The following is an 18,883-nucleotide window of genomic DNA, read 5'->3' on the forward strand; positions in this document are numbered from 1 at the left end:
ATGTGAAGACAACACTTTAGACCTGCTGGCACCCATGTTGGCGAATATGATTGGGAGGTAGAATGCGTGACGTTCTGGTGGAGCTGGAGAAACGGCGTGCGAATGCGCGTGCGGGCGGCGGCGAGAAACGTATTGAGGGGCAGCATGACAAGGGCAAGCTGACCGCGCGCGAGCGCCTGGTGGTGCTCCTCGATGACAGCTCGTTCGAAGAGTTCGACATGTTCGTCGAGCATCGTTCTTCGGCTTTTGGCATGGAGGAGCAGAAGATCGCCGGCGACGGCGTCGTCACGGGCTGGGGCACCATCAACGGGCGGCCGGTCTATGTTTTTGCCAAGGACTTCACCGTCTTCGGCGGTTCGCTTTCCGAGGCGCATGCGGAGAAGATCTGCAAAGTCCAGGACATGGCGCTCAGGAACGGCACGCCGATCATCGGGCTTTTCGATGCCGGTGGCGCGCGCATCCAGGAGGGCGTGGCGGCTCTTGGCGGCTACGCCGAGATTTTTCAGCGCAACGTGCTTGCCTCCGGCGTCATTCCGCAGATCTCGGTGATCATGGGGCCCTGCGCGGGCGGCGATGTCTATTCGCCGGCAATGACCGATTTCATCTTCATGGTGCGCGGCACGTCCTACATGTTCGTGACCGGCCCGGATGTCGTGAAGACGGTGACCAACGAGACGGTCACGGCCGAAGAGCTCGGTGGCGCGTCGGTGCATTGTGTGAAGTCGTCCGTGGCAGACGGCGGCTTTGAAAACGACGTCGAGGCGCTTCTGGAGATCCGTCGTCTCTACGACTACCTGCCTCTCAACAACAAAGCCGAGGTGCCGGAGATCCCGGTCCACGATCCTTGGGATCGGCAGGAGAAGTCGCTCGATACGCTGGTGCCCGATTCGGCGACCACGCCGTACGACATCAAGGAAGCGATCTTGAAGACGGTCGATGAGGGGGCTTTCTTCGAAATCCAGGCCGATCATGCCAAGAACATTCTCACCGGTTTCGGTCGCATCGAGGGACGTACGGTCGGTGTCGTGGCGAACCAGCCGATGGTTTTGGCCGGCGTCCTTGATTCGGATGCCTCGCGGAAGGCCGCACGCTTCGTACGCTTCTGCGATTGTTTCGGCATTCCGATCCTGACCTTCGTCGATGTTCCGGGTTTCCTGCCTGGCACGTCGCAGGAATATGGCGGCCTCATCAAACACGGCGCCAAGCTGCTCTTTGCCTATGCCGAGGCGACGGTGCCGAAGGTGACCGTGATCACGCGCAAAGCCTTCGGCGGCGCCTATGACGTCATGGCCTCAAAGCATTTGCGCGGCGATATCAACTACGCCTGGCCGACGGCACAAATTGCCGTCATGGGCGCGAAGGGTGCGGTGGAGATCATCTTCCGCAAGGATATCAACAACCCCGAGAAAATTGCCGAGCATGCCAAGACCTATGAGGATCACTTCCTCAATCCGTTCGTGGCGGCGGAGCGGGGCTATATCGACGATGTGATCATGCCGCAATCGACCAGACGGCGGGTGGCCCGAGCCTTTCGGCTCTTGCGCCGCAAGGAACTCGCCAATCCCTGGAAGAAGCACGACAACATCCCGCTCTGAGCATCTCACCGCTTGAGCCTTTTAAACCGCCGGTTGCCTCAGTGGGTGACCGGCGGCTTTGCCGTCGTGCGGGCGATGCGGTGTTCGCGCAGATAGATGAAAATGCCGGAGCCGACGACGATTGCCATGCCCACCCATTTCGGGGCGTCCGGGAGGTCGCCGAAGACTAGGAGGCCGAGAGCGACTGCGGAAACGATCTCGGTATAGCCGAAAGGGGCGAGGACCGAGGCCGGCGCAAGCTGGTATGCCCGGTTGAAGAGAAGATGGGCGAACGTTCCAATGACGCCTGTTGCCAGCAACAGAACCCAGGCGAGGGTGCTGGCCGGCCATGAGAAGGTAAGATCGTCGATGCCGAATGGACGGCAGACGATCATCGCGGCGACGATGACCGCAAAGCCGCCGAGAGCTGCATAAAACTGCATCGCGAAGGCGCTTGCACCCCGCGCAACGTGGCGGCTCAAGATGAAATAGATCCCCACGAGAAAGGCTGTCAGCGCCGGCAGGAGGGCGGGCAGTCCGAAGACCGCGTAGCTCGGCCGGATGATGATGAGCGCTCCGGCAAATCCGACAAGAACCGCGACGATCCTCCGCCAGCCCACCTTTTCGCCGAGGAAGAGGCCGGACATCAGCGTGACGATCATCGGCTCGACCATGAAGATCGCAATCGCGTCGGCGAGCGGAAGAAAGCGCAGCGCGGCGAAGAAGGCGAGGCTGCCGAAGCCGAGGCAGGCGCCGCGCAGGAGGTTGAGCCCGAGATGCGGAATGCGCAGAGCTGCGGTCCCTTCCCAATGAAGGAGCAGCGGCAAGATCAGCACGCCCTGAAGAAAGAGACGAACGGCCCCGACTTCGCCGGCCGACAGGCCGTGCTCCGTGATGAGGAGCTTACTCAAGGCATCCATCGTCGGAATGATCATGCCGCCGGCGACGAAGATCATGATGCCGCGCACCATCTCGGCGGGTGTGTTGGTCAAGGAGGAGGGGAGCGTTGCCATTCATCGTCCTTGCCATAAAGCCGCAAGGCGAGCCACCAATGCGTGATGGCATGGCCAGCGCCACGCTGGGATCAGGCGTTGGCTCTCACGGTGGTGCTGTTGCTATCGGGGACGGTCATCCGGGCGAGGGCGCGCGCCGCGCATGACGGCCGGCGAAGAGGAGCCCATAGAGCGCCACGCAGATCACCACCATCGCCAGGATCTGGAACGTTTCCACCTGCCCGCCGAGCACGACCACCGTGATCAGCATGGTGACGGCCGGGGTCGGTACGGTGATCGAGCTCGCGACGGAGACGTCGATGTGGCGTATGGCGTTGAACCACAAGACGAGCTCCAGATAGTAGGCGACTCCAAGAAGGATCGCAGCTTTTTGGAAGGTCGGGTCGGTGAACCCCTGCAAGAGGGCGCCCGGTTCGCCAATGACCGCCTGAAGGGCGAGAAGCACGACGCCGGAGACGACAAGGCGGGTGACGGTCACCTGGTTTGGCGTGATCGACGTCGTCGTCAGGATCTGGCGCAGCAGCACATGCGCGACGGCCCATAGGGCCGGGATGCCGAGTGCGTAGGCTGACCACCAGGAGATGTCCGCCATGCGGAACGTGCCGCCGGTGGTGAGGTAGACCAGGGCTGCAAGGAGGAGCGCGGTGAAGCCGAGTTCGGTCGCGCTCTTGCGCTTGCCGAGAAGAATCGCCTCCAGGAGGATGGCGAAGAGGGGATAGGCCTGCAGCGCGATCACCATGCTGACCGGCCCGGCTTTCTTGGCTGCCACCACATACATGTAGGTCGCCACCGCGAACATTGCTCCGGTCAAGAGCGCGACAGCGATCGTTCGGGCGGAAGGTCGCTGCGCCACCCCTCCCGCGGAGGTGCCGCGCCGTGCCTCAACGACAAAGAGCGGAAGGCCCGCAACGAGCTGCCAGAAAGTGAGCCAGATGGCGAAAGCGAGGCCGCTCGACCCGTCCGGGCGTGCATCGGCGATGAGTGGCATCGCCGAGAGGATGAGGAGGCAAAGAAGCGCGTACAGAATGCCGCTGCGCGGGGATGAAGACATCGCCGTTTCCCAGGATAAGATCGCGATTGCATTGGTATGTCTCGCGCAATAATGAAGGCAATCGGATTATTGTATTGATGGCAATGTGGACTCCCGATCTTTCACGCTTTTCCGGCCCTGCCTATACGGCGCTCGCGGAGGCGATCGGCACGGCGATTTCCGAGGGTGAATTGCGCGCCGGCGAGCGGTTGCCACCGCAACGAGATCTTTCCTGGCGGTTGGGTCTGTCGCTGTCGACGGTGACGCGCGGCTACGGGGAGGCGGTGCGTCGGGGCTTCCTGGAAGGCAGTGTCGGGCGCGGCACCTATGTGCGCGATGCGAGAGCGGTCACGGCGGCAGCAAGCGGCGCATGGAATGCAGGTCTGGCACGGCCCACCGGCGAGACGATCGATTTCGCCAACAATCTGCCGCCGCTCGGTGGGGCCGAGAGGGAGTTTGCCGAGGCGTTGCGGGCACTTTCGGGCGAGCCGGGGCTCTCGGCCTTTCTCGATCACTGGCCGGGACGAACGGCGGAGCGGCATGCAGAGGCCGCGGGCGCATGGATCGAAACGCTCGGGCTTTCTCGCCAGGGGCGGTCAATCGTGCTCACCAACGGCTCGCAGCAGGGGCTCTTCGTAGCGCTCCTGGCGCTGGCGCGGCCTGGCGACGCGATCCTCGCCGAGGCGCTCTCTTATGCACCTGTCCTGGCGGCGGCCGAGCGTCTCGGTCTCAGGGTTTTTCCCGTCGCCATGGACGGGGAGGGCCTCTTGCCTGAATCTCTCGACGAGCAATGCAAGGCGACGGCGGCGCGGCTCCTCTACACCATGCCGACGCTGCATACTCCGACGACGGCGACGATGAGTGAGGCGCGCCGACGGGCTGTCGCTGCGGTTGCTGAGCGGCACGGTATCGACATTCTGGAAGATGACGTCTTCGGCTTTCTGCCGCGCTTACGAGCGGCGCCCCTCGGCGCCTATTTGCCCGAGCAGACAATCTACGTCGCAAGCACTTCAAAGAGCCTCGCGCCGGGGTTGCGCGTTGGCTATCTGAGCGCGCCTCTGCGTCATGAGAGGGCTTTGCGGGCGGGCGTCGCTCTCTCCTCGTGGATGCCACCGCCGCTGATGGCGGAGATTGCGACGCGGTGGATCGAGGACGGGACGGCGGCGCGCCTCAATGAGGAGAAGCGCCAGGCCGCAGAGGAACGGCAAGCCTTGGCGTGTGAGACGTTGAAAGGGAGCCGCTTTGCCGCCGACCCGGCGGGCTTTCATATCTGGCTGCAGCTGCCCGAGGGCTGGCGGCCGGATGCGTTCGAAGCTGCGGCGCAGCGTGAGCGTGTCGCCCTGCGCTCGGCGCGCTCCTTTTGTGTCAATCCCGCCTCGGCGCCTGCCGCGGTTCGTATCTGCCTCAGCCATGAGGCGTCTCGGTCACGGGTGGAAGAGGGGCTTTTGCGCCTCAAACGGCTTCTCGGCGAAAGCCCCGGCGAGGCGGCCTTCATCGTCTGAGCGGGCTCTTGTGTGCTTGGGAGACGGCCGCATCGAGGCTTATTCCTTGCCGCCAGGCTGGAGCTTCCGCGCGACGATCGGGCACAAAATTGTCCTTGATGCAAATCAAGGTGCAATTAAAAGGGCGGGAGCAGCGTGCCCTCCTCCTCGGAGACAAAGGAGACCCATAGTGATTACAAGAAGAACATTGCTCGGTTCCGCCGCCCTTCTGACGGCTGGTGCCGCGCTTCCGGGAGCGTCGAAAGTCTGGGCTCAGCCCAAGAAATTCGAAATCGTCATGTGTGCCAAGCAGGAGGGTATCTCCTGGTTCGACGATATGCGCACGGGCGTGGAGGATTTCGCCAAGGATTTCGGCGTCAACGCCTATCAGATCGCGCCCGAGACCGGAGATCCTGCCAAGCAGGCGCAGATGGTCGAAAGCCTGATCGCCAAGAATGTCGACGCCATCCTCGTCGTCCCCAACGATCCGAAGTCCATGGAGCCGGTGCTGCAGAAGGCCAAGGACGCTGGTATCGTCATCGTCAGCCATGAGGCGAAGAGCCTTGCGGGCACGGCCGATTACGATGTCGAAGCCTTCAAGAACGAGGATTTCGGCGCCCTCATGTTCGACAAGCTCGCCAAGGCCATGAATGGGGAAGGCAAGTTCGTCGCGATCGTCGGGGCGCTGACGATGGAAACGCACATGCAGTGGTTCAATGCCGGCATGGAGCACATCAAGGCCGATTACCCGGACATGGAATTCGTCCTGTCTGAGCCCATCGAAGACAACAACGACGAGAAGACCGCGCTCGACAAGGTCAACGAGGTGCTGAAGCGTTATCCGGACCTCAAGGGCATCGTCGGCTGCTCGGTGTCGGGCACGTCGATGGCGGCCCTCGCTGTCGAGAAGCTGCGGCGCAAGGACATCGCTGTGGTCGGCCTCGGCCTCCCGAGCATCAATGGCCCCTATCTCGAAGACGGCTATCAGAATGTGGCGCTGTGCTGGCGTCCTGCCGACGCCGGCTATGCTTCCGCCTTTGTCGCCTACAAGCTTCTGAACGGCGAAACTGTCGAGGCGGGCATGGATCTGAAGCGGCCGGGCTACGACAGCGTCACCATCGAGGACGGCGTCGTGTATGGCGATGCGACGCTCATCCTGACCGCAGAGAACTGGAAGAACTACAAGTTCTGACCCAGGGGATGCTCAGCGATCATGGCTGAACTGATCCGCTTGGAGGGCCTGAGCAAGCGATATATCGCGACCCAGGCCCTCGATCATGTCGACCTGTCGATCGCCGCCGGCGAGGTGTTGTGCATCGCCGGCACGAACGGTTCCGGCAAGTCGACACTCATGAAGTGCATCTGCGGTGCCGAGGAACCGGATTCGGGCAACATCGTCTTCGATGGCCATGCCTATAAGCGCTTGAGCCCGTCGCAGGCGATGCGCCTCGGCATTCAGATCATCTACCAGGATCTGGCGATCTTTCCCGATCTGACGGTTGCCGAGAACATCGCGTTTCACGAGATCCAGCACCGCAAGGGTTTGTGGGTCGATTGGAAAGCCTGCCGGAAGACAGCGGAAGAGGCTCTTGCCTCTCTCGGGGCCAAGCTGCCGCTCGATGCAAGGCTCGGCGATCTGTCCTTCGGCGCGAAGCAAACGACGGCTATTGCACGCGCGCTGACGCAGGAGTGTCGGCTGCTCATCATGGACGAGCCGACAAGCGCGCTGCCGGCGCGCGACGTCGAGCAATTGCTCGCCATGGTGCGGCGCCTCAAGGAACGCGGCATCTCGGTCATCTTCGTCAGCCACAAGCTCGACGAGGTCTTCGAGATTGCAGACCGCATCTATGTGCTGCGTGACGGTAAGGAAGTGGGTGAATACGCGCCCGCCGATATCGACGTCAGCGAGCTCGGTTTCCTGATGACCGGTGTGCGGGTCGTCGCCGGCAAGAGTGACGAGGTGAGGGCGGATGCTCCGGTCCTCCTCGAAGTCCAGGATCTCCAGCGCGACGGCCAGTATCGCGATTTGTCTTTCGCGTTGCGGGCGGGCGAGGTTTTGGGCTTTGCCGGCCTGACCGGCTCCGGCCGCACAGAGACCGCTCTTTCTCTCTTCGGTCTCAATCCGGCGAAGTCCGGCCGTGTGCTCGTCGACGGCAAAGAATTGCGTATCACCTCGCCGCAGGATGCGGTGCGCGCGGGGATCGTGCTCGTCTCCGAGGATCGGGCGAGCCAAGGTCTTTTCGGCCGCAAGCCGATCCGTATGAACATCGCCTCGTCGATCTATGAGCGCATCAAGGGCTCGCTGTCGCTCATCTCGAGCGACAAGGAAGCGACGATCGGCGACGAATGGGTGACGAAGGTGCGGGTGAAGACCCCGTCGGCCGCAGAGGCCGTACAGAGCCTCTCAGGCGGCAACCAGCAGAAGGTCGTGCTCGCCAAATGGCTGGCGACCGAGCCGAAGATCCTGATCCTCGACAATCCGACGGCCGGCATCGATGTCGGCTCCAAGGCGGAGATTCACGAAATCGTGCAGACGCTGGCGCGCGAGGGCTGCGGCGTCATCATGATTTCCGACGATATCGACGAGCTCGCCATGAGCTGCAACCGCGTCCTCGTCTTCCGCACGGGGCGGATCGTCGAGGAATTTTCGGGTCCGGAGATCACGTCGGGTCGCATTGCTGCAACCATCCGACAGGACGACTGAGCGCCCTGTCGGCCCCGATCTCAATGTGAGCTTAAGCGCTTGGTGGACGCCGCAACGTCATTCGACGTTGCGGTGACGCCCGACCATGGTTTCGCGGTCGATCTGCATGCGCTCGGCGAGCGCGATCACGATCTGGTCGAAGAGAATGAGAAGGGCCTGCTCGAAGAGGTTGCCCATCGGCTGGCTGGAAGGCACTACGTCGGCCTTGCCCTTGAAGACGGCGGCCGGCAGGAACAGGCGTTGTTTCGCCTTCTGCGCCGTCGTGCCGCTCGGATCGCCGGTGACGACGATGGTGGCGGCGCCGGCCGCGACCGCCTGATCATGAATATAGTCGATATGGCCGATCGAGCCGCTGCCGGATGTGGCGATCAGCAGGTCGCCCGGGCCGATCGAGGGCGTCGTGTCGTCCCAGATCCAATGCGCTTCCTTGCCGAGATGCATGAGGCGCATGGTGAAGGCACGTGTCGACAGACCTTCGCGCCCGACACCGATCAGAAAGACCCGTTTGGCCCCGACGATCGCATCCATGAAGGCGCTGATTTCGGCTTCATCCAGGCGCTTCGCCACCTGGCTCAGCTCTTCGACGGCCCGTTTGAAGCCGCTTGTGATCGTATCCATTGTCATCTCCTGATCAGCCAGCACGGAGCGCGGCACGCGTCAGCGAGCGCCTCACGATCCTGCGCACGAAGAAGTTCAACGCCATGAAGATGAGGAGAAGCCCGCCCCAAATCATCTTCTTGGCGTAGGGCGAAAGCCCTTCGATGGTGAAGGCGTTCTCCACGCATTGCAAAAGCAGGACGGCGGCAAGCACGTTGAGAAGCCGTCCACGGCCGCCATAGGGGTCCATGCCGGCAAGCACCGCCACCAGGATCGCCTGCAGCAGAAACGTGTCGCCGAAGCCGACCTTCATGGAATTGAAGCGCGCCAGCATGATGAGGCCGGCGGCGCCGGCGAGGAGGCCGGAAAGCGCATAGGAAATCAAGATGGCGCGATTGATCGGCAGGCCCGTGAAAAGGGCCGCGACCTTGTTGTCGCCGTAGAGATAGAGGGTTTTTCCGAAGAGCGAGTTGCGGATGTAGAAGGATGCCAGGACGAAGAGCACCGCCAATGCGCAGAAAGAAACGGGGATCGGCCCGAGCTTCAGCATCAAAATGTCGGTGAATGTGGAAGGCATGCCGGTGATGCCGACGCCGCCCGTCAGCCCCGATGCGAGGCCGAAATAAAGCAGCATCGTGCCGAGCGTCGTTACCAGCGCCGGGACGCCGAAACGGGCGATGATGATGCCGTTGAAGAGCCCCATCAGCACCGACGATCCGAGCGCCACGAAGGTGGCGAGCGCGATCGCGCCGCCGGGGCCAAGCGCGTCGACGATGCTCGGATTGGTCATGATGTAGGCGGCGAAGATTGCCGAGAGGTCGGCCACGGCAATGACGGAAAGATCGATGCCGCCGGTGATCATGGCAATCGCCATGGCGAGCGAGAAAAGAGCAAATTCCGGCACCTGCTCGAGAACCGAGACAAGGTTGGTGGAATTGAAGAAAGCACCGCCAAGGCGCATGGCGATCAGGGCCAGCACGATCGCCGCGATGCCGTAGAGAACGACTTCGGCCAGGAATTCTTCGTTGAGGCGGGCCTGCAATCCTGGCCGTTTGCGCGGCGGTGCGACGTGAGAAGGCGTTGTATCAGCCATGGCCGTGCTCACACATCCTGGAAGTTGAGGAGCTTCAGATTGCGCTGCTTCGCCCGGTAGTGAGAGATCGCAGCGATGGCCACCATGGCCGCGCCAATGAAGAAGCGATTCCACGAGGCGGACAGCCCAAGCGTCACCAGCGTGTTGCTCAAGAGCGTGATCAGCGCCATGCCGAGAACGACGCCACCGACGGAGCCTGTGCCGCCTGTCAGCTTCGCGCCTCCGATGACGACCGCCGCAAGCACGATGAGCTCGTTGCCGACGAGCGAGACCGGGTTCACGAGGCGGATTTCCGACACCATCATCAAGCCGGTGAGGCCTGCGAGCGCGCCGGCATAGCCGTAGACGACGAGGTTGATCTTCAAGACTTCGACGCCGGAGCGCACGGCGCCGAGAGGGTTGGAGCCGAGCGCATAACTCGCCCGTCCGATCGGCGTCCGGTTGAGAAGATACCAGGTCAGGGCGATCACGATCACGAGGGGAATTGCGAAGACCGAAAGCCCGGTGAAGCCGGGGCCGGCCGGGATTTCAAACAGGACGGCGGTGCCGAAATCGCGCAGCGAGGAGGGCATGAAGCCCGCCGTGATCGGCCGTGCACCGAGAAAGACCATGAGCACGCCTTGCAGAACCCCCTGCATCGCAAGGGTCGTGATCAAGGTGGGCAGCGAGAATAGATAGATGATCAGGCCGTTGACGAGGCCGACGAAGGTGCCGATGCCAATCGCGACCGTGAGGGCGAAGGCGAGGCTGTCGATCCCGAGCGCATTCGATAACGCCGTGGCGATCCAGGCCGACAAAATAGCGTTTGCCAGGAACGACACATCGATGCCGCCGGTGACCATGACGACGAGGACCCCGAGCGCGACGATGGTGAGCGCGGAGCCTGTGCGGATCAGATCGAACAGAGATGCGAGCGACAGGAAATCCGGTGACTGAATCGTCACGATGACGATGTAGGCAAGGATAATCAGGGCCAGGAGCCGCAGGTTTTCACCAGCTCCGCTCCCGCCGCGAGGCCATAGCCGCTCGCGCCAGGATGCGCCTGCACCTGGCGTTGGCGCATTTGGCTCAAAGGCGGACCTCGTCGTCATCCACTTCCCCAGAACTCGTTCTCATCGTTGGCGTCAGGCAGGGCCAGCGCTCAGCGTCCGATTGCATGGCTCGCTGATCACGGTCAAGTTTGTACGACTATGTAACAGAAGAACCATGTGGCCCGTTGCCCACGTGCCGGCTGATGCGCCCGTTCTCTGGCGAGAGACATGTGTGTCTCTTCGTGGCGCTTGTAGGCTCTGGTGAATGACATCAGATTAGGGCGGTCGACGGCGCTGGGTCAGGCTATTCAACCTGCGCATGACCGAGAGCGATCGAGGCCGGCAACGGCGCGCGGCGGCTTGCCGGAAGGGTTGAGTTGATCCGCGCAATGTCGCAATGCGCGTCATGCCGCCTTGCACATGCGGCTTCGGAGTGCAGGTTGCGCCGAATCGTCTTTCTGAGAATGTGAACGTCAGGATCTTTCCATGAACCCGAACAAGCGTGTGGTCGTGACTGGACTCGGCGTCGTCTCGCCGCTCGGCTGCGGTGTGGACCTCGTCTGGAGCCGGTTGATCGAAGCCCGCTCCGGCATCCGCGCACTCCCCGACGATGTCGTCCCCGATATCCCGTCCAAGATCGGCGGTGTCGTTCCCTCCCTTTCCGATGATGCGGAAGGCGGCTTCGAGCCCACGCGCGTGGTGCCGGAGAAAGACCTCAAGAAGATGGACCGCTTCATCCAGATGGCGATGGTGGCGGCGGAAGAGGCCCTCGGGCAGGCCGACTGGCATCCCGAGGATGAAGGAGAGCGCGAGCGCACCGGTACGGTGATCGGTTCGGGCGTCGGCGGCTTTCCGGCAATGCGGGCGGCCGCAGACCTGACCACGGCCCGCGGTGCGCGGCGTCTGTCGCCTTTTCTCGTTCCGTCGTTCCTGGTCAACTTGGCTGCGGGTCAGGTCTCTATCCGGCACCATTTTCGCGGGCCGATCGGCGCGCCCGTCACGGCCTGCGCGGCCAGCGTGCAGGCGATCGGCGATGCGGCGCGGCTGATCCGGGACGGCGAGGCGGATGTGATTCTGGCGGGCGGCGCGGAGGCCTGCATCGACCGCGTCAGCCTTGGCGGGTTTGCGGCGGCACGGGCGCTTTCCACGCATTTCAACGAGACGCCCGAAAAGGCCTCACGGCCGTTCGATCGCGATCACGACGGCTTCGTGATGGGCGAGGGCGCGGCCATGCTGGTGCTGGAGACCCTGGAACATGCCGAAGCGCGCGGCGCGACGCCGATCGCGGAAGTCCTCGGATATGGGACCACTGCCGACGCCTATCATCTGACGGCTGGCCCGGAAGATGGGGCCGGTAACCGCCGCGCCATGGCCATCGCGCTTCGGCAGGCCGGTATTGAACCTTCTGCCGTCGGCTATCTCAACGCGCACGCGACGTCGACGCCTGTTGGCGACGCCGGTGAGCTTGCCGGTGTCAGGTCCGTCTTCGGCGACCACAAGGTTGCGATTTCGTCGACCAAATCGGCGACAGGCCATCTTCTCGGCGCGGCCGGCGGATTGGAGGCGGTCTTTACCATTCTGGCGTTGCGCGACGGCATTCTGCCGCCGACCCTCAACCTGGAAAATCCGATGGAAGGCGCAGAGGGCCTCGATCTCATCGGGCCTGAAGCCCGCGAGCAGAAGGTCGATGTCGCCATGTCGAACGGCTTCGGCTTTGGCGGCGTGAACGCCAGCGTCGTTCTGAAGCGCTGGAACTGACGGCGCAGATCAATTTTTCAGGAAGGGCGGCTCATGTTGTGAGCCGCCCTTCGTCGGTATCAGCGTCATTGGCCGGGCGGCGGATAAGCAGCCCGGCCGGCGCGACTCGCGGATTTTTCAGCCGCGGCTTTTTCATCTCGTAAAACTCATTGTCGCCACACGTGCCGTCCCATAGGACGGGGCGGGTGGGAGGCGTCCGTCGCCGCTTTAAGCGACCGACCGCGGCGGAGCACGGCCCCATTCTGCCCTGTGACCTGGAACGTCGTTTCTTGGTCGGGGCAGAAAAGGAAAGTCTCCAAGAAGGACAATGCGATGAACGGCGCACATAGCCTCGTCAGAACCCTCCTCAATCAAGGCGTCGACACCTGTTTCGCCAATCCCGGGACGAGCGAGATGCACTTCGTCGCGGCGCTCGACCAGATCGACGGCATGCGCTGTGTCCTCGGGCTGCAGGAGAACGTCGTCACGGGGATGGCCGATGGCTATGCGCGGATCGCTGGCAGGCCGGCCTGCACGCTTCTGCATTGCGGGCCTGGCCTCGCGAACGGCCTCGCCAATCTCCACAACGCGCGCCGGGCAAGAGCCGCGATCGTCAACATCGTCGGTGACCAGGCGACGTATCATCGCCCGCACGACGCGCCACTGACGATGGATACGAGCAGCCTCGCCCATACGGTTTCCGGCTTCGTGCGTTCTTCAAGCTCTGCTGCCGATGTCGGGCGGGATGCCGCGGCCGCGACGCAGGCCGCGCGTGCGCTGCCTGGGCAGGTCGCGACCCTGATCCTGCCGTCCGATACGTGCTGGAGCGAGGGCGGGATCGTGGCCGAGGCTCTGCCGGCGCTGCCCGCGGCACCGCTCGATCCCCATTCCATCGAGACGGCCGCGCGGATGCTGCAGAGCGGCCGCGAGACCCTCATCCTCCTCGGTGGGGCCGGGCTGCTCCAGCCGGCCCAGGAGCTCGCCTGGCGCGTGGCGCAAGCGACGGGTGCCACACTCATGGCGGATTTCGTCTGCGGGCAGGTGGCGCGAGGGCAGGGCCGCGTGCCGCTCGCCCGGGTTCCTTATGTGGCCGAAGCGGCGCGGGCCGCGCTTGAGCGATTCGAGCAGATTATTCTCGTCGCGGCAAAGCCGCCGGTCTCCTTCTTCGGGTATCCCGGTCAGCCCTCGATCGAATATCGCGCGGAGGCAGAGCTGCAGACATTGGCGCGCGGCGACCAGGATGTTGTGGTCGCGCTCCAGGCGCTCATCGATGAGCTTGGAGCTCCTCCTGCGGCAATGCCGGATCCGGGACCGCGGCCGGAGGTGGCACACGGCGCGCCGACGTCTGAAGGTCTGGCCCGCACCGTCGCGGCCCTGATGCCGGAGAATGCCATCCTCTGCGAGGAGGCTATCTCCTATAGCCGTGGCTTGTACGATGAGACCTATGCCGCGCCGGCGCACGACATGCTGCACCTCGCCGGCGGAGCGATTGGCGATGGCATGCCCGTCGCGACGGGAGCTGCTGTTGCAGGCGCGGGGCGTCGGGTGATCAATCTCCAGGCCGACGGTTCGGCCATGTACACGATCCAATCGCTGTGGACGCAGGCGCGCGAGCGACTGCCGGTCACGACCGTCATCTTGAACAACCGCCAATATGCGATCCTGCTCGGCGAGTACGCCAATGTCGGTGCGACGCCGGGAGCGACGGCGATGCAGATGCTCGACCTCGGCAATCCCGATCTCGGCTGGATCCAGCTTGCCGAAGGCATGGGTGTCGAGGCCGCACGCGCAAAAACGCTGGAGGAGCTTGCAGACCTGATGCGGGCAAGCTTCGGGCGCGAGGGGCCGTTCCTGATCGAATTGATGATCTGAGGCTCTCGGCTCGCCTGATTCGTCCGGCGGGCCGAGATCATTCTGCCGCAGCACGTGAAATGCAGCTTGGCTGCGAGCCCAAACGCGGGCTCACGGTCACGGGAAGCTGTCTGACGGTTCTGTTCTCGGGAAAGGCGGCGCCTCGCGCCGTATTCTCGGGGCGAATCGCATGTGCGAAGCCGGGAGAATGGTACGCCCAAGGGGAATCGAACCCCTGTTTCCGCCGTGAAAGGGCGGCGTCCTAGACCGCTAGACGATGGGCGCTTCGCGGCGCCTTATAGTCGGGCACGGCGCCGCAAACAAGTCATGCAAGGAAAATCATATGTGGGAAATTTGATTGGCCTTGCCAGGCCTCTCGCTCAGACGGTCGGCGAGGGCCGCGCGCCTGGGCGAAAGCGCTCTTACCAGGAGCCGGTGTTCTGCATCGAGGCCCAGGGCTCGGCCGGCGGCAACGCGTCGCCTTTTTGCAGAAGCTCGATCGAGATCCCGTCCGGCGAGCGCACGAACGCCATATGGCCGTCGCGCGGGGGGCGGTTGATCGTCACACCGCCATCCATCAACTTCTGGCAGGTGTCGTAGATGTTGTCCGTAGCGAAGGCGAGATGGCCGAAATTCCGGCCGCCGTCGTATTCTTCCGGGTCCCAGTTGTAAGTGAGCTCCAGGAGCGGTGCGCGTTCCGTCTCCGCACGGGCCTTGTCATCCGGCGCTGCGAGGAAGATCAGCGTGAAGCGGCCTTTCTCGCTCTCGCTGCGGCGGACCTCTTCCATCCCGAGCTTGTTGCAGTAGAAGTCGAGCGACTGGTCGACGTCTTTGATGCGCACCATAGTGTGCAGATATTTCATTGCATGCCTCCGTGAGTGGTTGGCGGGAAAGCTTATGGCACAGATCCAAACTGACAATGACACGCTCTCGGGTGAGGTCGCGCATCTCCAGCGTCTGGTCGATGAGGCGAAGGCGATCGTCGCCTTCTGCGGGGCCGGTATTTCGACCGAATCAGGAATTCCAGATTTTCGTTCGCCCGGTGGTATCTGGTCGAAGATGGAGCCGATCACCTACCAGGAATTCATGGCGAGCGAGGAGGTGCGGCTTGAGGATTGGCGGCGGCGTTTCATGCTCGACGAAATCTATTCGAAGGCCGAGCCGAACATCGCGCACCGTGTCCTTGCCCATCTCGTTGCGGAAGGGCGCTCGCCGGGGGTGGTCACCCAAAATGTCGACGGATTGCACCAACGGGCCGGCCTGCCGCCCGAATATCTCGTCGAGCTTCACGGCAATGCCACCTATGCGCATTGTCTCGACTGCCGCGAGCCCTTCACGCTCGGCGAAGTCCATAAAATGATCGAAGCGAAAGGTGAAAGCCCGCGCTGCCCCGATTGCGGTGGTTTCATCAAGAGCGCGATCATTTCCTTCGGCGAGGCGATGCCCGAACATGAGATGCGGCGGGCATTCGAGCTTGCCAAGGAATGCGATTTGATGATCGTCCTCGGCTCGTCGCTGGTGGTCCATCCGGCAGCTACAATACCGCTCGTTGCCAAGCAGTCTGGAGCACGACTGGTGATTTTGAATCGGGAGGAGACGCCTCTCGACGACGTCGCGGACAGCTGTTTTTCGGGCGAGATCGGTGCGCTTCTTAGTGCTTTATTTCCCGAGCTCCGCGGTGGTGCACAAGGAAAGCCGTGAAAACTTCTTAAAGGTCTTGTGGCCTCTGGCCGCACCGATGTTATGCTTTTTTGCACGAATCAATGGACCGATTTTGGAAGCGCTGCCGTTCGCAGGCTCGAAGGTCCTCGATGGAGTGGTCTCGTATGGGCTTCAAGCCGCAAGCGGATGTCCGCGAAGACGCTGTTCGCGACGAGGCCGCGTCTGAGGTGATCGAAGTTTCGGGCCATATCAAATGGTTCGATGTCGCCAAGGGGTACGGCTTCATCGTGCCCGACAACGGCATGCCGGACGTCTTGTTGCATGTCACATGTCTCAGGCGGGACGGTTTTCAGGCCGCCTATGAAGGCGCCCGCGTGGTGTGCGAGGTGCTGCCGGGCGCAAAGGGACTGCAGGCGATGCGCGTCCTTGCGATGGACGAAAGCGAGGCGCCACACCCGTCCACATTGCCACCGACGAGCCAGCGCAGCACGGTCACGCCGACGAGCCCGCTCGTGACGGCAACGGTCAAATGGTTCAACCGTCTGAAGGGTTACGGCTTCGTCACGGAAGGCGATGACGCTCCCGACATTTTCGTCCACATGGAAACCTTGCGGCGCTTCGGAATGGCCGAGCTTCGCCCGGGTCAGCTTGTGCTCGTGCGCTACGGCGAGGGCGAAAAGGGCCTGATGGCCGCCGAGATCCGGCCACATTCGGGCGGCCATATTCCCGTGTCCCACTGATTTCCCAATGTCTCGGGCGGTCGGGACCGTATCTCTCATCTTGAACTGAAGGCTTGGTGTGATGGCAGTCCGGCTGCTCTCTTTCTTCGTCAGTCTCGTTCTGTTGGCGGCAGGCGCCGCGGCCCAAGGGGCGACCGAGCCGCTCACCATCGAGAGCGCCAAGGGTTCGCATACCTTCAATGTGGAGCTTGCTCTCACCCAACAGGAGCGGTCGCGCGGTCTCATGTACCGCCGTGAGGTGCCGCGCGGGACCGGCATGCTCTTCGATTTCGGCTCCGACCGCCCGATCACCATGTGGATGAAAAACACCTACGTGCCTCTCGACATGGTGTTCATCGGCTCCGACCATAAAGTGCAGAGCATCGCCAAGGAGACGACGCCCCTGTCTGAAACGACGATCGCCTCTGAGCGGCCGGTGCGTTTCGTGCTCGAAGTGGCCGGTGGGACGGCGGACCGGCTTCATATCCGGCCGGGCGATCGGGTTTCGGGACAAGCGATCGAGCGAAACTGACGGGCTGCCCGTTTCGCCCTCGAAAGATGTCAAGCAGATAGGCGCGTCAGATCAGCTGTTGCGAGCTGCCCTCAGGCTGATCGGGCACGCTTTCGTTCCGCCTTCTCAAAATCCTCCAGAACTTTGGCGCCCGGCAGGTTGGTGACGAAGCCGTGGAGGACGAGCGCGACCATGAAAGCGGTGGTGAAATCGTCGAGATCGACATCGGGCCTGTCGCCCATGCGGCGAATCCAGGAATAGACGGAGATGTCTTCAAACAATCGGTCTGTCGGGACGGATTGTCCGCCGCCCAGCCGTTCCAGTCCGAAATCGGTCACCGCCCATTGACGGCCCTGCCACAAGACCCCGTCTTGTGGGCCGATCACGGAGGAGGGGGACTTCTCCCCAGACGTTGAAACGGCGGGTGGTTGGTCGGTTGCAGGCTCGTCGTTCATCATTCATTTCTCCAGAATTGCGGCGGGCTTAGCAAAGTGCCGGCATTTTGGACAATGGTTGGAGGACAGTCCGGAGGCCGCGAGCTGGCTCGTGAGGACGACACAGGACGGCGGCGAAGGTGACGGTGCCGTTTTCCGGAATTCTGGGCTTTCGCCTTCATCCTCACTTTCCCGCTTGCGCCGGCGGCGTCAGCCCCCTAGTTTCCGCGCAATTGTGGCGTCGGGGCATAGCGCAGTCTGGTAGCGCACCTGCTTTGGGAGCAGGGGGTCGCAGGTTCGAATCCTGCTGCCCCGACCATTAAGCCTCTGATAATCAAGATATTTTGGGTCGGTCATTTCGTCTGACGATGTGCCGCCAACGATCATTGGCGGCCCTGCGTGAGGGCGACATCCGCAGCCCCGTTCCCCTCTCAGATTGAAGCGTTTCGATCCACGCCCCTGCGTGAGGGGCGACTGCCGATCGACGCGGACGACACGGCCTTTCAGGAGTTTCGATCCACGCCCCTGCGTGAGGGGCGACGCTATCTCGACGCTTTCGCGCAGGTGCAGGCGAAGTTTCGATCCACGCCCCTGCGTGAGGGGCGACATCACTGCCGCAGCCGGGGTCAGCTGAGGCTGAGTTTCGATCCACGCCCCTGCGTGAGGGGCGACCACGCCGGCGGCCGAGATGTTTCTCGCAGACCAGTTTCGATCCACGCCCCTGCGTGAGGGGCGACCTGGCGACCTAATTTGCAACATCAATGGGTCAGCCGTTTCGATCCACGCCCCTGCGTGAGGGGCGACCAGCCGCTGTCAACGGCGCGCCAGCGCTTGTTTCCGTTTCGATCCACGCCCCTGCGTGAGGGGCGACATGCGGTCAAGAACGTCGGCTCCGGGCTGGCAGCCGTTTCGATCCACGCCCCTGCGTGAGGGGCGACCGCCTCAAGATAAAGCGAGACCAGGTCAGAGAAAACGACGATGTTTGCGCGAACCGTGCCTCGGCGTGCGTCTGGAGGACGGCGCGCCGGGAAGTGCGTCCGTTTCAGTGCAGTGTTTTCAGGAGGTTGAGACTTGCGCGAACCTGCCGGGAAAACGCGGCACGCTTGCGGTTCGCGACAGCTCTTCAGCGTTGCCACCGCTTTCGGTGGAGGATCATACGATCAGGGGGCCTTCTAGATCGGATGCTGGCTTGGCGCCAACATGCTCGACGCGGCGTTGCCCTTTTGCGCCGAGATAATAATAGCGCAAGCTGTCGGCTGCCGGATCGATAATGCCTTCCAGCCGCGCCTTCAGTTTCGTCCATTGGGCCGGGTCGACCTCAATCTCGAAGACCGAGAATTGCACGCGCTGGCCGAAATCGCGGCAAGCCTTGGCGATGCGTCGGAGCCGCCTGGCACCGCCCGGGTCACTCGTTCTCACGTCATAGGTTACGAGAACCAGCATCGT

At 62.9% G+C, this 18,883-nt stretch carries 17 protein-coding genes, 2 tRNA genes and 1 CRISPR repeat array; of the genes, 10 read left to right on the forward strand and 9 right to left on the reverse strand.

From position 1 onward, the window contains the following. The first annotated feature begins 62 nt into the window (after positions 1-62). A complete protein-coding gene (locus J2R99_RS14095) occupies positions 63-1,595 on the forward strand; it encodes an acyl-CoA carboxylase subunit beta (protein ID WP_307155053.1) in 1,533 nt (510 codons plus the stop codon). Positions 1,596-1,633: 38 nt separating this feature from the next. Here the strand turns inward: J2R99_RS14095 and J2R99_RS14100 are convergent, their stop codons facing one another. Further along, positions 1,634-2,587 carry a DMT family transporter gene (locus J2R99_RS14100; protein ID WP_307155054.1) on the reverse strand — a complete coding sequence of 318 codons (954 nt, stop codon included), beginning with the start codon at positions 2,585-2,587 and terminating at the stop codon, positions 1,634-1,636. Positions 2,588-2,702: 115 nt separating this feature from the next. Further along, entirely contained in the window at positions 2,703-3,638 is a 936-nt protein-coding gene (locus J2R99_RS14105) for an EamA family transporter (protein ID WP_307155055.1), read from the reverse strand. Positions 3,639-3,715: 77 nt separating this feature from the next. Between J2R99_RS14105 and J2R99_RS14110 the strand changes: the two genes are divergently transcribed. From J2R99_RS14110 to J2R99_RS14120, 3 genes are all read left to right on the forward strand, one after another. Further along, on the forward strand, positions 3,716-5,119 hold the full coding sequence (locus J2R99_RS14110) for an aminotransferase-like domain-containing protein (RefSeq protein ID WP_307155056.1): 1,404 nt from the start codon (positions 3,716-3,718) through the stop codon (positions 5,117-5,119). A gap of 169 nt (positions 5,120-5,288) precedes the next feature. Next, positions 5,289-6,290 (forward strand): autoinducer 2 ABC transporter substrate-binding protein, encoded by a 1,002-nt coding sequence (locus J2R99_RS14115; RefSeq protein ID WP_307155057.1) that lies wholly within the window; start codon positions 5,289-5,291, stop codon positions 6,288-6,290. A 21-nt stretch (positions 6,291-6,311) separates the two neighbouring features. Then, positions 6,312-7,802 (forward strand): sugar ABC transporter ATP-binding protein, encoded by a 1,491-nt coding sequence (locus J2R99_RS14120; protein ID WP_307155058.1) that lies wholly within the window; start codon positions 6,312-6,314, stop codon positions 7,800-7,802. 57 nt (positions 7,803-7,859) lie between these two features. On the opposite strand, the gene hxlB is transcribed toward J2R99_RS14120, so the two are convergent. The 3 genes from hxlB to J2R99_RS14135 are packed head-to-tail and all read right to left on the reverse strand — an operon-like array spanning position 7,860 to position 10,583. Then, positions 7,860-8,420 (reverse strand): 6-phospho-3-hexuloisomerase, encoded by a 561-nt coding sequence (hxlB, locus tag J2R99_RS14125; protein ID WP_307155059.1) that lies wholly within the window; start codon positions 8,418-8,420, stop codon positions 7,860-7,862. 13 nt (positions 8,421-8,433) lie between these two features. Continuing rightward, complete coding sequence (locus J2R99_RS14130; RefSeq protein WP_307155060.1) at positions 8,434-9,492, reverse strand: ABC transporter permease; 1,059 nt, start codon at positions 9,490-9,492, stop codon at positions 8,434-8,436. An 8-nt stretch (positions 9,493-9,500) separates the two neighbouring features. After that, positions 9,501-10,583 (reverse strand): ABC transporter permease, encoded by a 1,083-nt coding sequence (locus J2R99_RS14135; RefSeq protein WP_307155061.1) that lies wholly within the window; start codon positions 10,581-10,583, stop codon positions 9,501-9,503. Positions 10,584-11,009: 426 nt separating this feature from the next. Between J2R99_RS14135 and fabF the strand changes: the two genes are divergently transcribed. Together fabF and J2R99_RS14145 are read left to right on the forward strand one after the other, a co-directional pair. After that, positions 11,010-12,281: a beta-ketoacyl-ACP synthase II gene (gene fabF / locus J2R99_RS14140; RefSeq protein WP_307155062.1), complete on the forward strand. Its 1,272-nt coding sequence runs from the start codon at positions 11,010-11,012 to the stop codon at positions 12,279-12,281. Positions 12,282-12,593: 312 nt separating this feature from the next. After that, positions 12,594-14,132 carry an acetolactate synthase large subunit gene (locus J2R99_RS14145; protein ID WP_307155063.1) on the forward strand — a complete coding sequence of 513 codons (1,539 nt, stop codon included), beginning with the start codon at positions 12,594-12,596 and terminating at the stop codon, positions 14,130-14,132. Positions 14,133-14,320: 188 nt separating this feature from the next. Here the strand turns inward: J2R99_RS14145 and J2R99_RS14150 are convergent. Continuing rightward, positions 14,321-14,396 (reverse strand) — tRNA-Glu (locus tag J2R99_RS14150). Positions 14,397-14,533: 137 nt separating this feature from the next. Further along, positions 14,534-14,974 (reverse strand): lactoylglutathione lyase, encoded by a 441-nt coding sequence (gene gloA, locus J2R99_RS14155; protein ID WP_128294239.1) that lies wholly within the window; start codon positions 14,972-14,974, stop codon positions 14,534-14,536. 34 nt (positions 14,975-15,008) lie between these two features. Between gloA and J2R99_RS14160 the strand changes: the two genes are divergently transcribed. The 3 genes from J2R99_RS14160 to J2R99_RS14170 all read left to right on the forward strand — a co-directional run bounded on the left by J2R99_RS14160 (position 15,009) and on the right by J2R99_RS14170 (position 17,024). After that, complete coding sequence (locus J2R99_RS14160) at positions 15,009-15,812, forward strand: SIR2 family NAD-dependent protein deacylase (protein WP_307155064.1); 804 nt, start codon at positions 15,009-15,011, stop codon at positions 15,810-15,812. A 125-nt stretch (positions 15,813-15,937) separates the two neighbouring features. Then, a complete protein-coding gene (locus J2R99_RS14165; protein WP_307155721.1) occupies positions 15,938-16,513 on the forward strand; it encodes a cold-shock protein in 576 nt (191 codons plus the stop codon). A gap of 61 nt (positions 16,514-16,574) precedes the next feature. Next, positions 16,575-17,024 (forward strand): DUF192 domain-containing protein, encoded by a 450-nt coding sequence (locus J2R99_RS14170; protein WP_307155065.1) that lies wholly within the window; start codon positions 16,575-16,577, stop codon positions 17,022-17,024. 71 nt (positions 17,025-17,095) lie between these two features. Here J2R99_RS14170 and J2R99_RS14175 read toward each other — a convergent pair whose 3' ends face one another. Beyond that, positions 17,096-17,461: a hypothetical protein gene (locus J2R99_RS14175; RefSeq protein WP_307155066.1), complete on the reverse strand. Its 366-nt coding sequence runs from the start codon at positions 17,459-17,461 to the stop codon at positions 17,096-17,098. Between the two features lie 218 nt (positions 17,462-17,679). Between J2R99_RS14175 and J2R99_RS14180 the strand changes: the two genes are divergently transcribed. Next, positions 17,680-17,756, forward strand: a tRNA-Pro gene (locus tag J2R99_RS14180). A 124-nt stretch (positions 17,757-17,880) separates the two neighbouring features. Further along, positions 17,881-18,375: direct repeats of the CRISPR family, unit length 32 nt; unit sequence GTTTCGATCCACGCCCCTGCGTGAGGGGCGAC. A gap of 214 nt (positions 18,376-18,589) precedes the next feature. Here J2R99_RS14180 and cas2 read toward each other — a convergent pair. Beyond that, positions 18,590-18,880 carry a CRISPR-associated endonuclease Cas2 gene (gene cas2, locus J2R99_RS14185; RefSeq protein WP_307155067.1) on the reverse strand — a complete coding sequence of 97 codons (291 nt, stop codon included), beginning with the start codon at positions 18,878-18,880 and terminating at the stop codon, positions 18,590-18,592. Positions 18,881-18,883 lie beyond the last annotated feature (3 nt).

It is taken from the genome of Rhodopseudomonas julia (assembly GCF_030813515.1).
In the GTDB taxonomy this organism is placed as follows: domain Bacteria; phylum Pseudomonadota; class Alphaproteobacteria; order Rhizobiales; family Afifellaceae; genus Afifella; species Afifella julia.

Excerpts from the sequence above, each read along its gene's own strand:
- fabF (WP_307155062.1), top strand. The coding sequence starts at position 11,010 with ATGAACCCGAACAAGCGTGTGGTCGTGACTGGACTCGGCGTCGTCTCG.
- J2R99_RS14135 (WP_307155061.1), bottom strand. The coding sequence starts at position 10,583 with ATGACGACGAGGTCCGCCTTTGAGCCAAATGCGCCAACGCCAGGTGCA.
- J2R99_RS14160 (WP_307155064.1), top strand. The coding sequence starts at position 15,009 with ATGGCACAGATCCAAACTGACAATGACACGCTCTCGGGTGAGGTCGCG.
- J2R99_RS14175 (WP_307155066.1), bottom strand. The coding sequence starts at position 17,461 with ATGATGAACGACGAGCCTGCAACCGACCAACCACCCGCCGTTTCAACG.
- J2R99_RS14095 (WP_307155053.1), top strand. The coding sequence starts at position 63 with ATGCGTGACGTTCTGGTGGAGCTGGAGAAACGGCGTGCGAATGCGCGT.
- J2R99_RS14170 (WP_307155065.1), top strand. The coding sequence starts at position 16,575 with ATGGCAGTCCGGCTGCTCTCTTTCTTCGTCAGTCTCGTTCTGTTGGCG.
- cas2 (WP_307155067.1), bottom strand. The coding sequence starts at position 18,880 with ATGCTGGTTCTCGTAACCTATGACGTGAGAACGAGTGACCCGGGCGGT.
- J2R99_RS14130 (WP_307155060.1), bottom strand. The coding sequence starts at position 9,492 with ATGGCTGATACAACGCCTTCTCACGTCGCACCGCCGCGCAAACGGCCA.
- J2R99_RS14145 (WP_307155063.1), top strand. The coding sequence starts at position 12,594 with ATGAACGGCGCACATAGCCTCGTCAGAACCCTCCTCAATCAAGGCGTC.
- J2R99_RS14165 (WP_307155721.1), top strand. The coding sequence starts at position 15,938 with ATGGGCTTCAAGCCGCAAGCGGATGTCCGCGAAGACGCTGTTCGCGAC.
- J2R99_RS14105 (WP_307155055.1), bottom strand. The coding sequence starts at position 3,638 with ATGTCTTCATCCCCGCGCAGCGGCATTCTGTACGCGCTTCTTTGCCTC.
- hxlB (WP_307155059.1), bottom strand. The coding sequence starts at position 8,420 with ATGGATACGATCACAAGCGGCTTCAAACGGGCCGTCGAAGAGCTGAGC.
- J2R99_RS14120 (WP_307155058.1), top strand. The coding sequence starts at position 6,312 with ATGGCTGAACTGATCCGCTTGGAGGGCCTGAGCAAGCGATATATCGCG.
- gloA (WP_128294239.1), bottom strand. The coding sequence starts at position 14,974 with ATGAAATATCTGCACACTATGGTGCGCATCAAAGACGTCGACCAGTCG.
- J2R99_RS14110 (WP_307155056.1), top strand. The coding sequence starts at position 3,716 with ATGGCAATGTGGACTCCCGATCTTTCACGCTTTTCCGGCCCTGCCTAT.
- J2R99_RS14100 (WP_307155054.1), bottom strand. The coding sequence starts at position 2,587 with ATGGCAACGCTCCCCTCCTCCTTGACCAACACACCCGCCGAGATGGTG.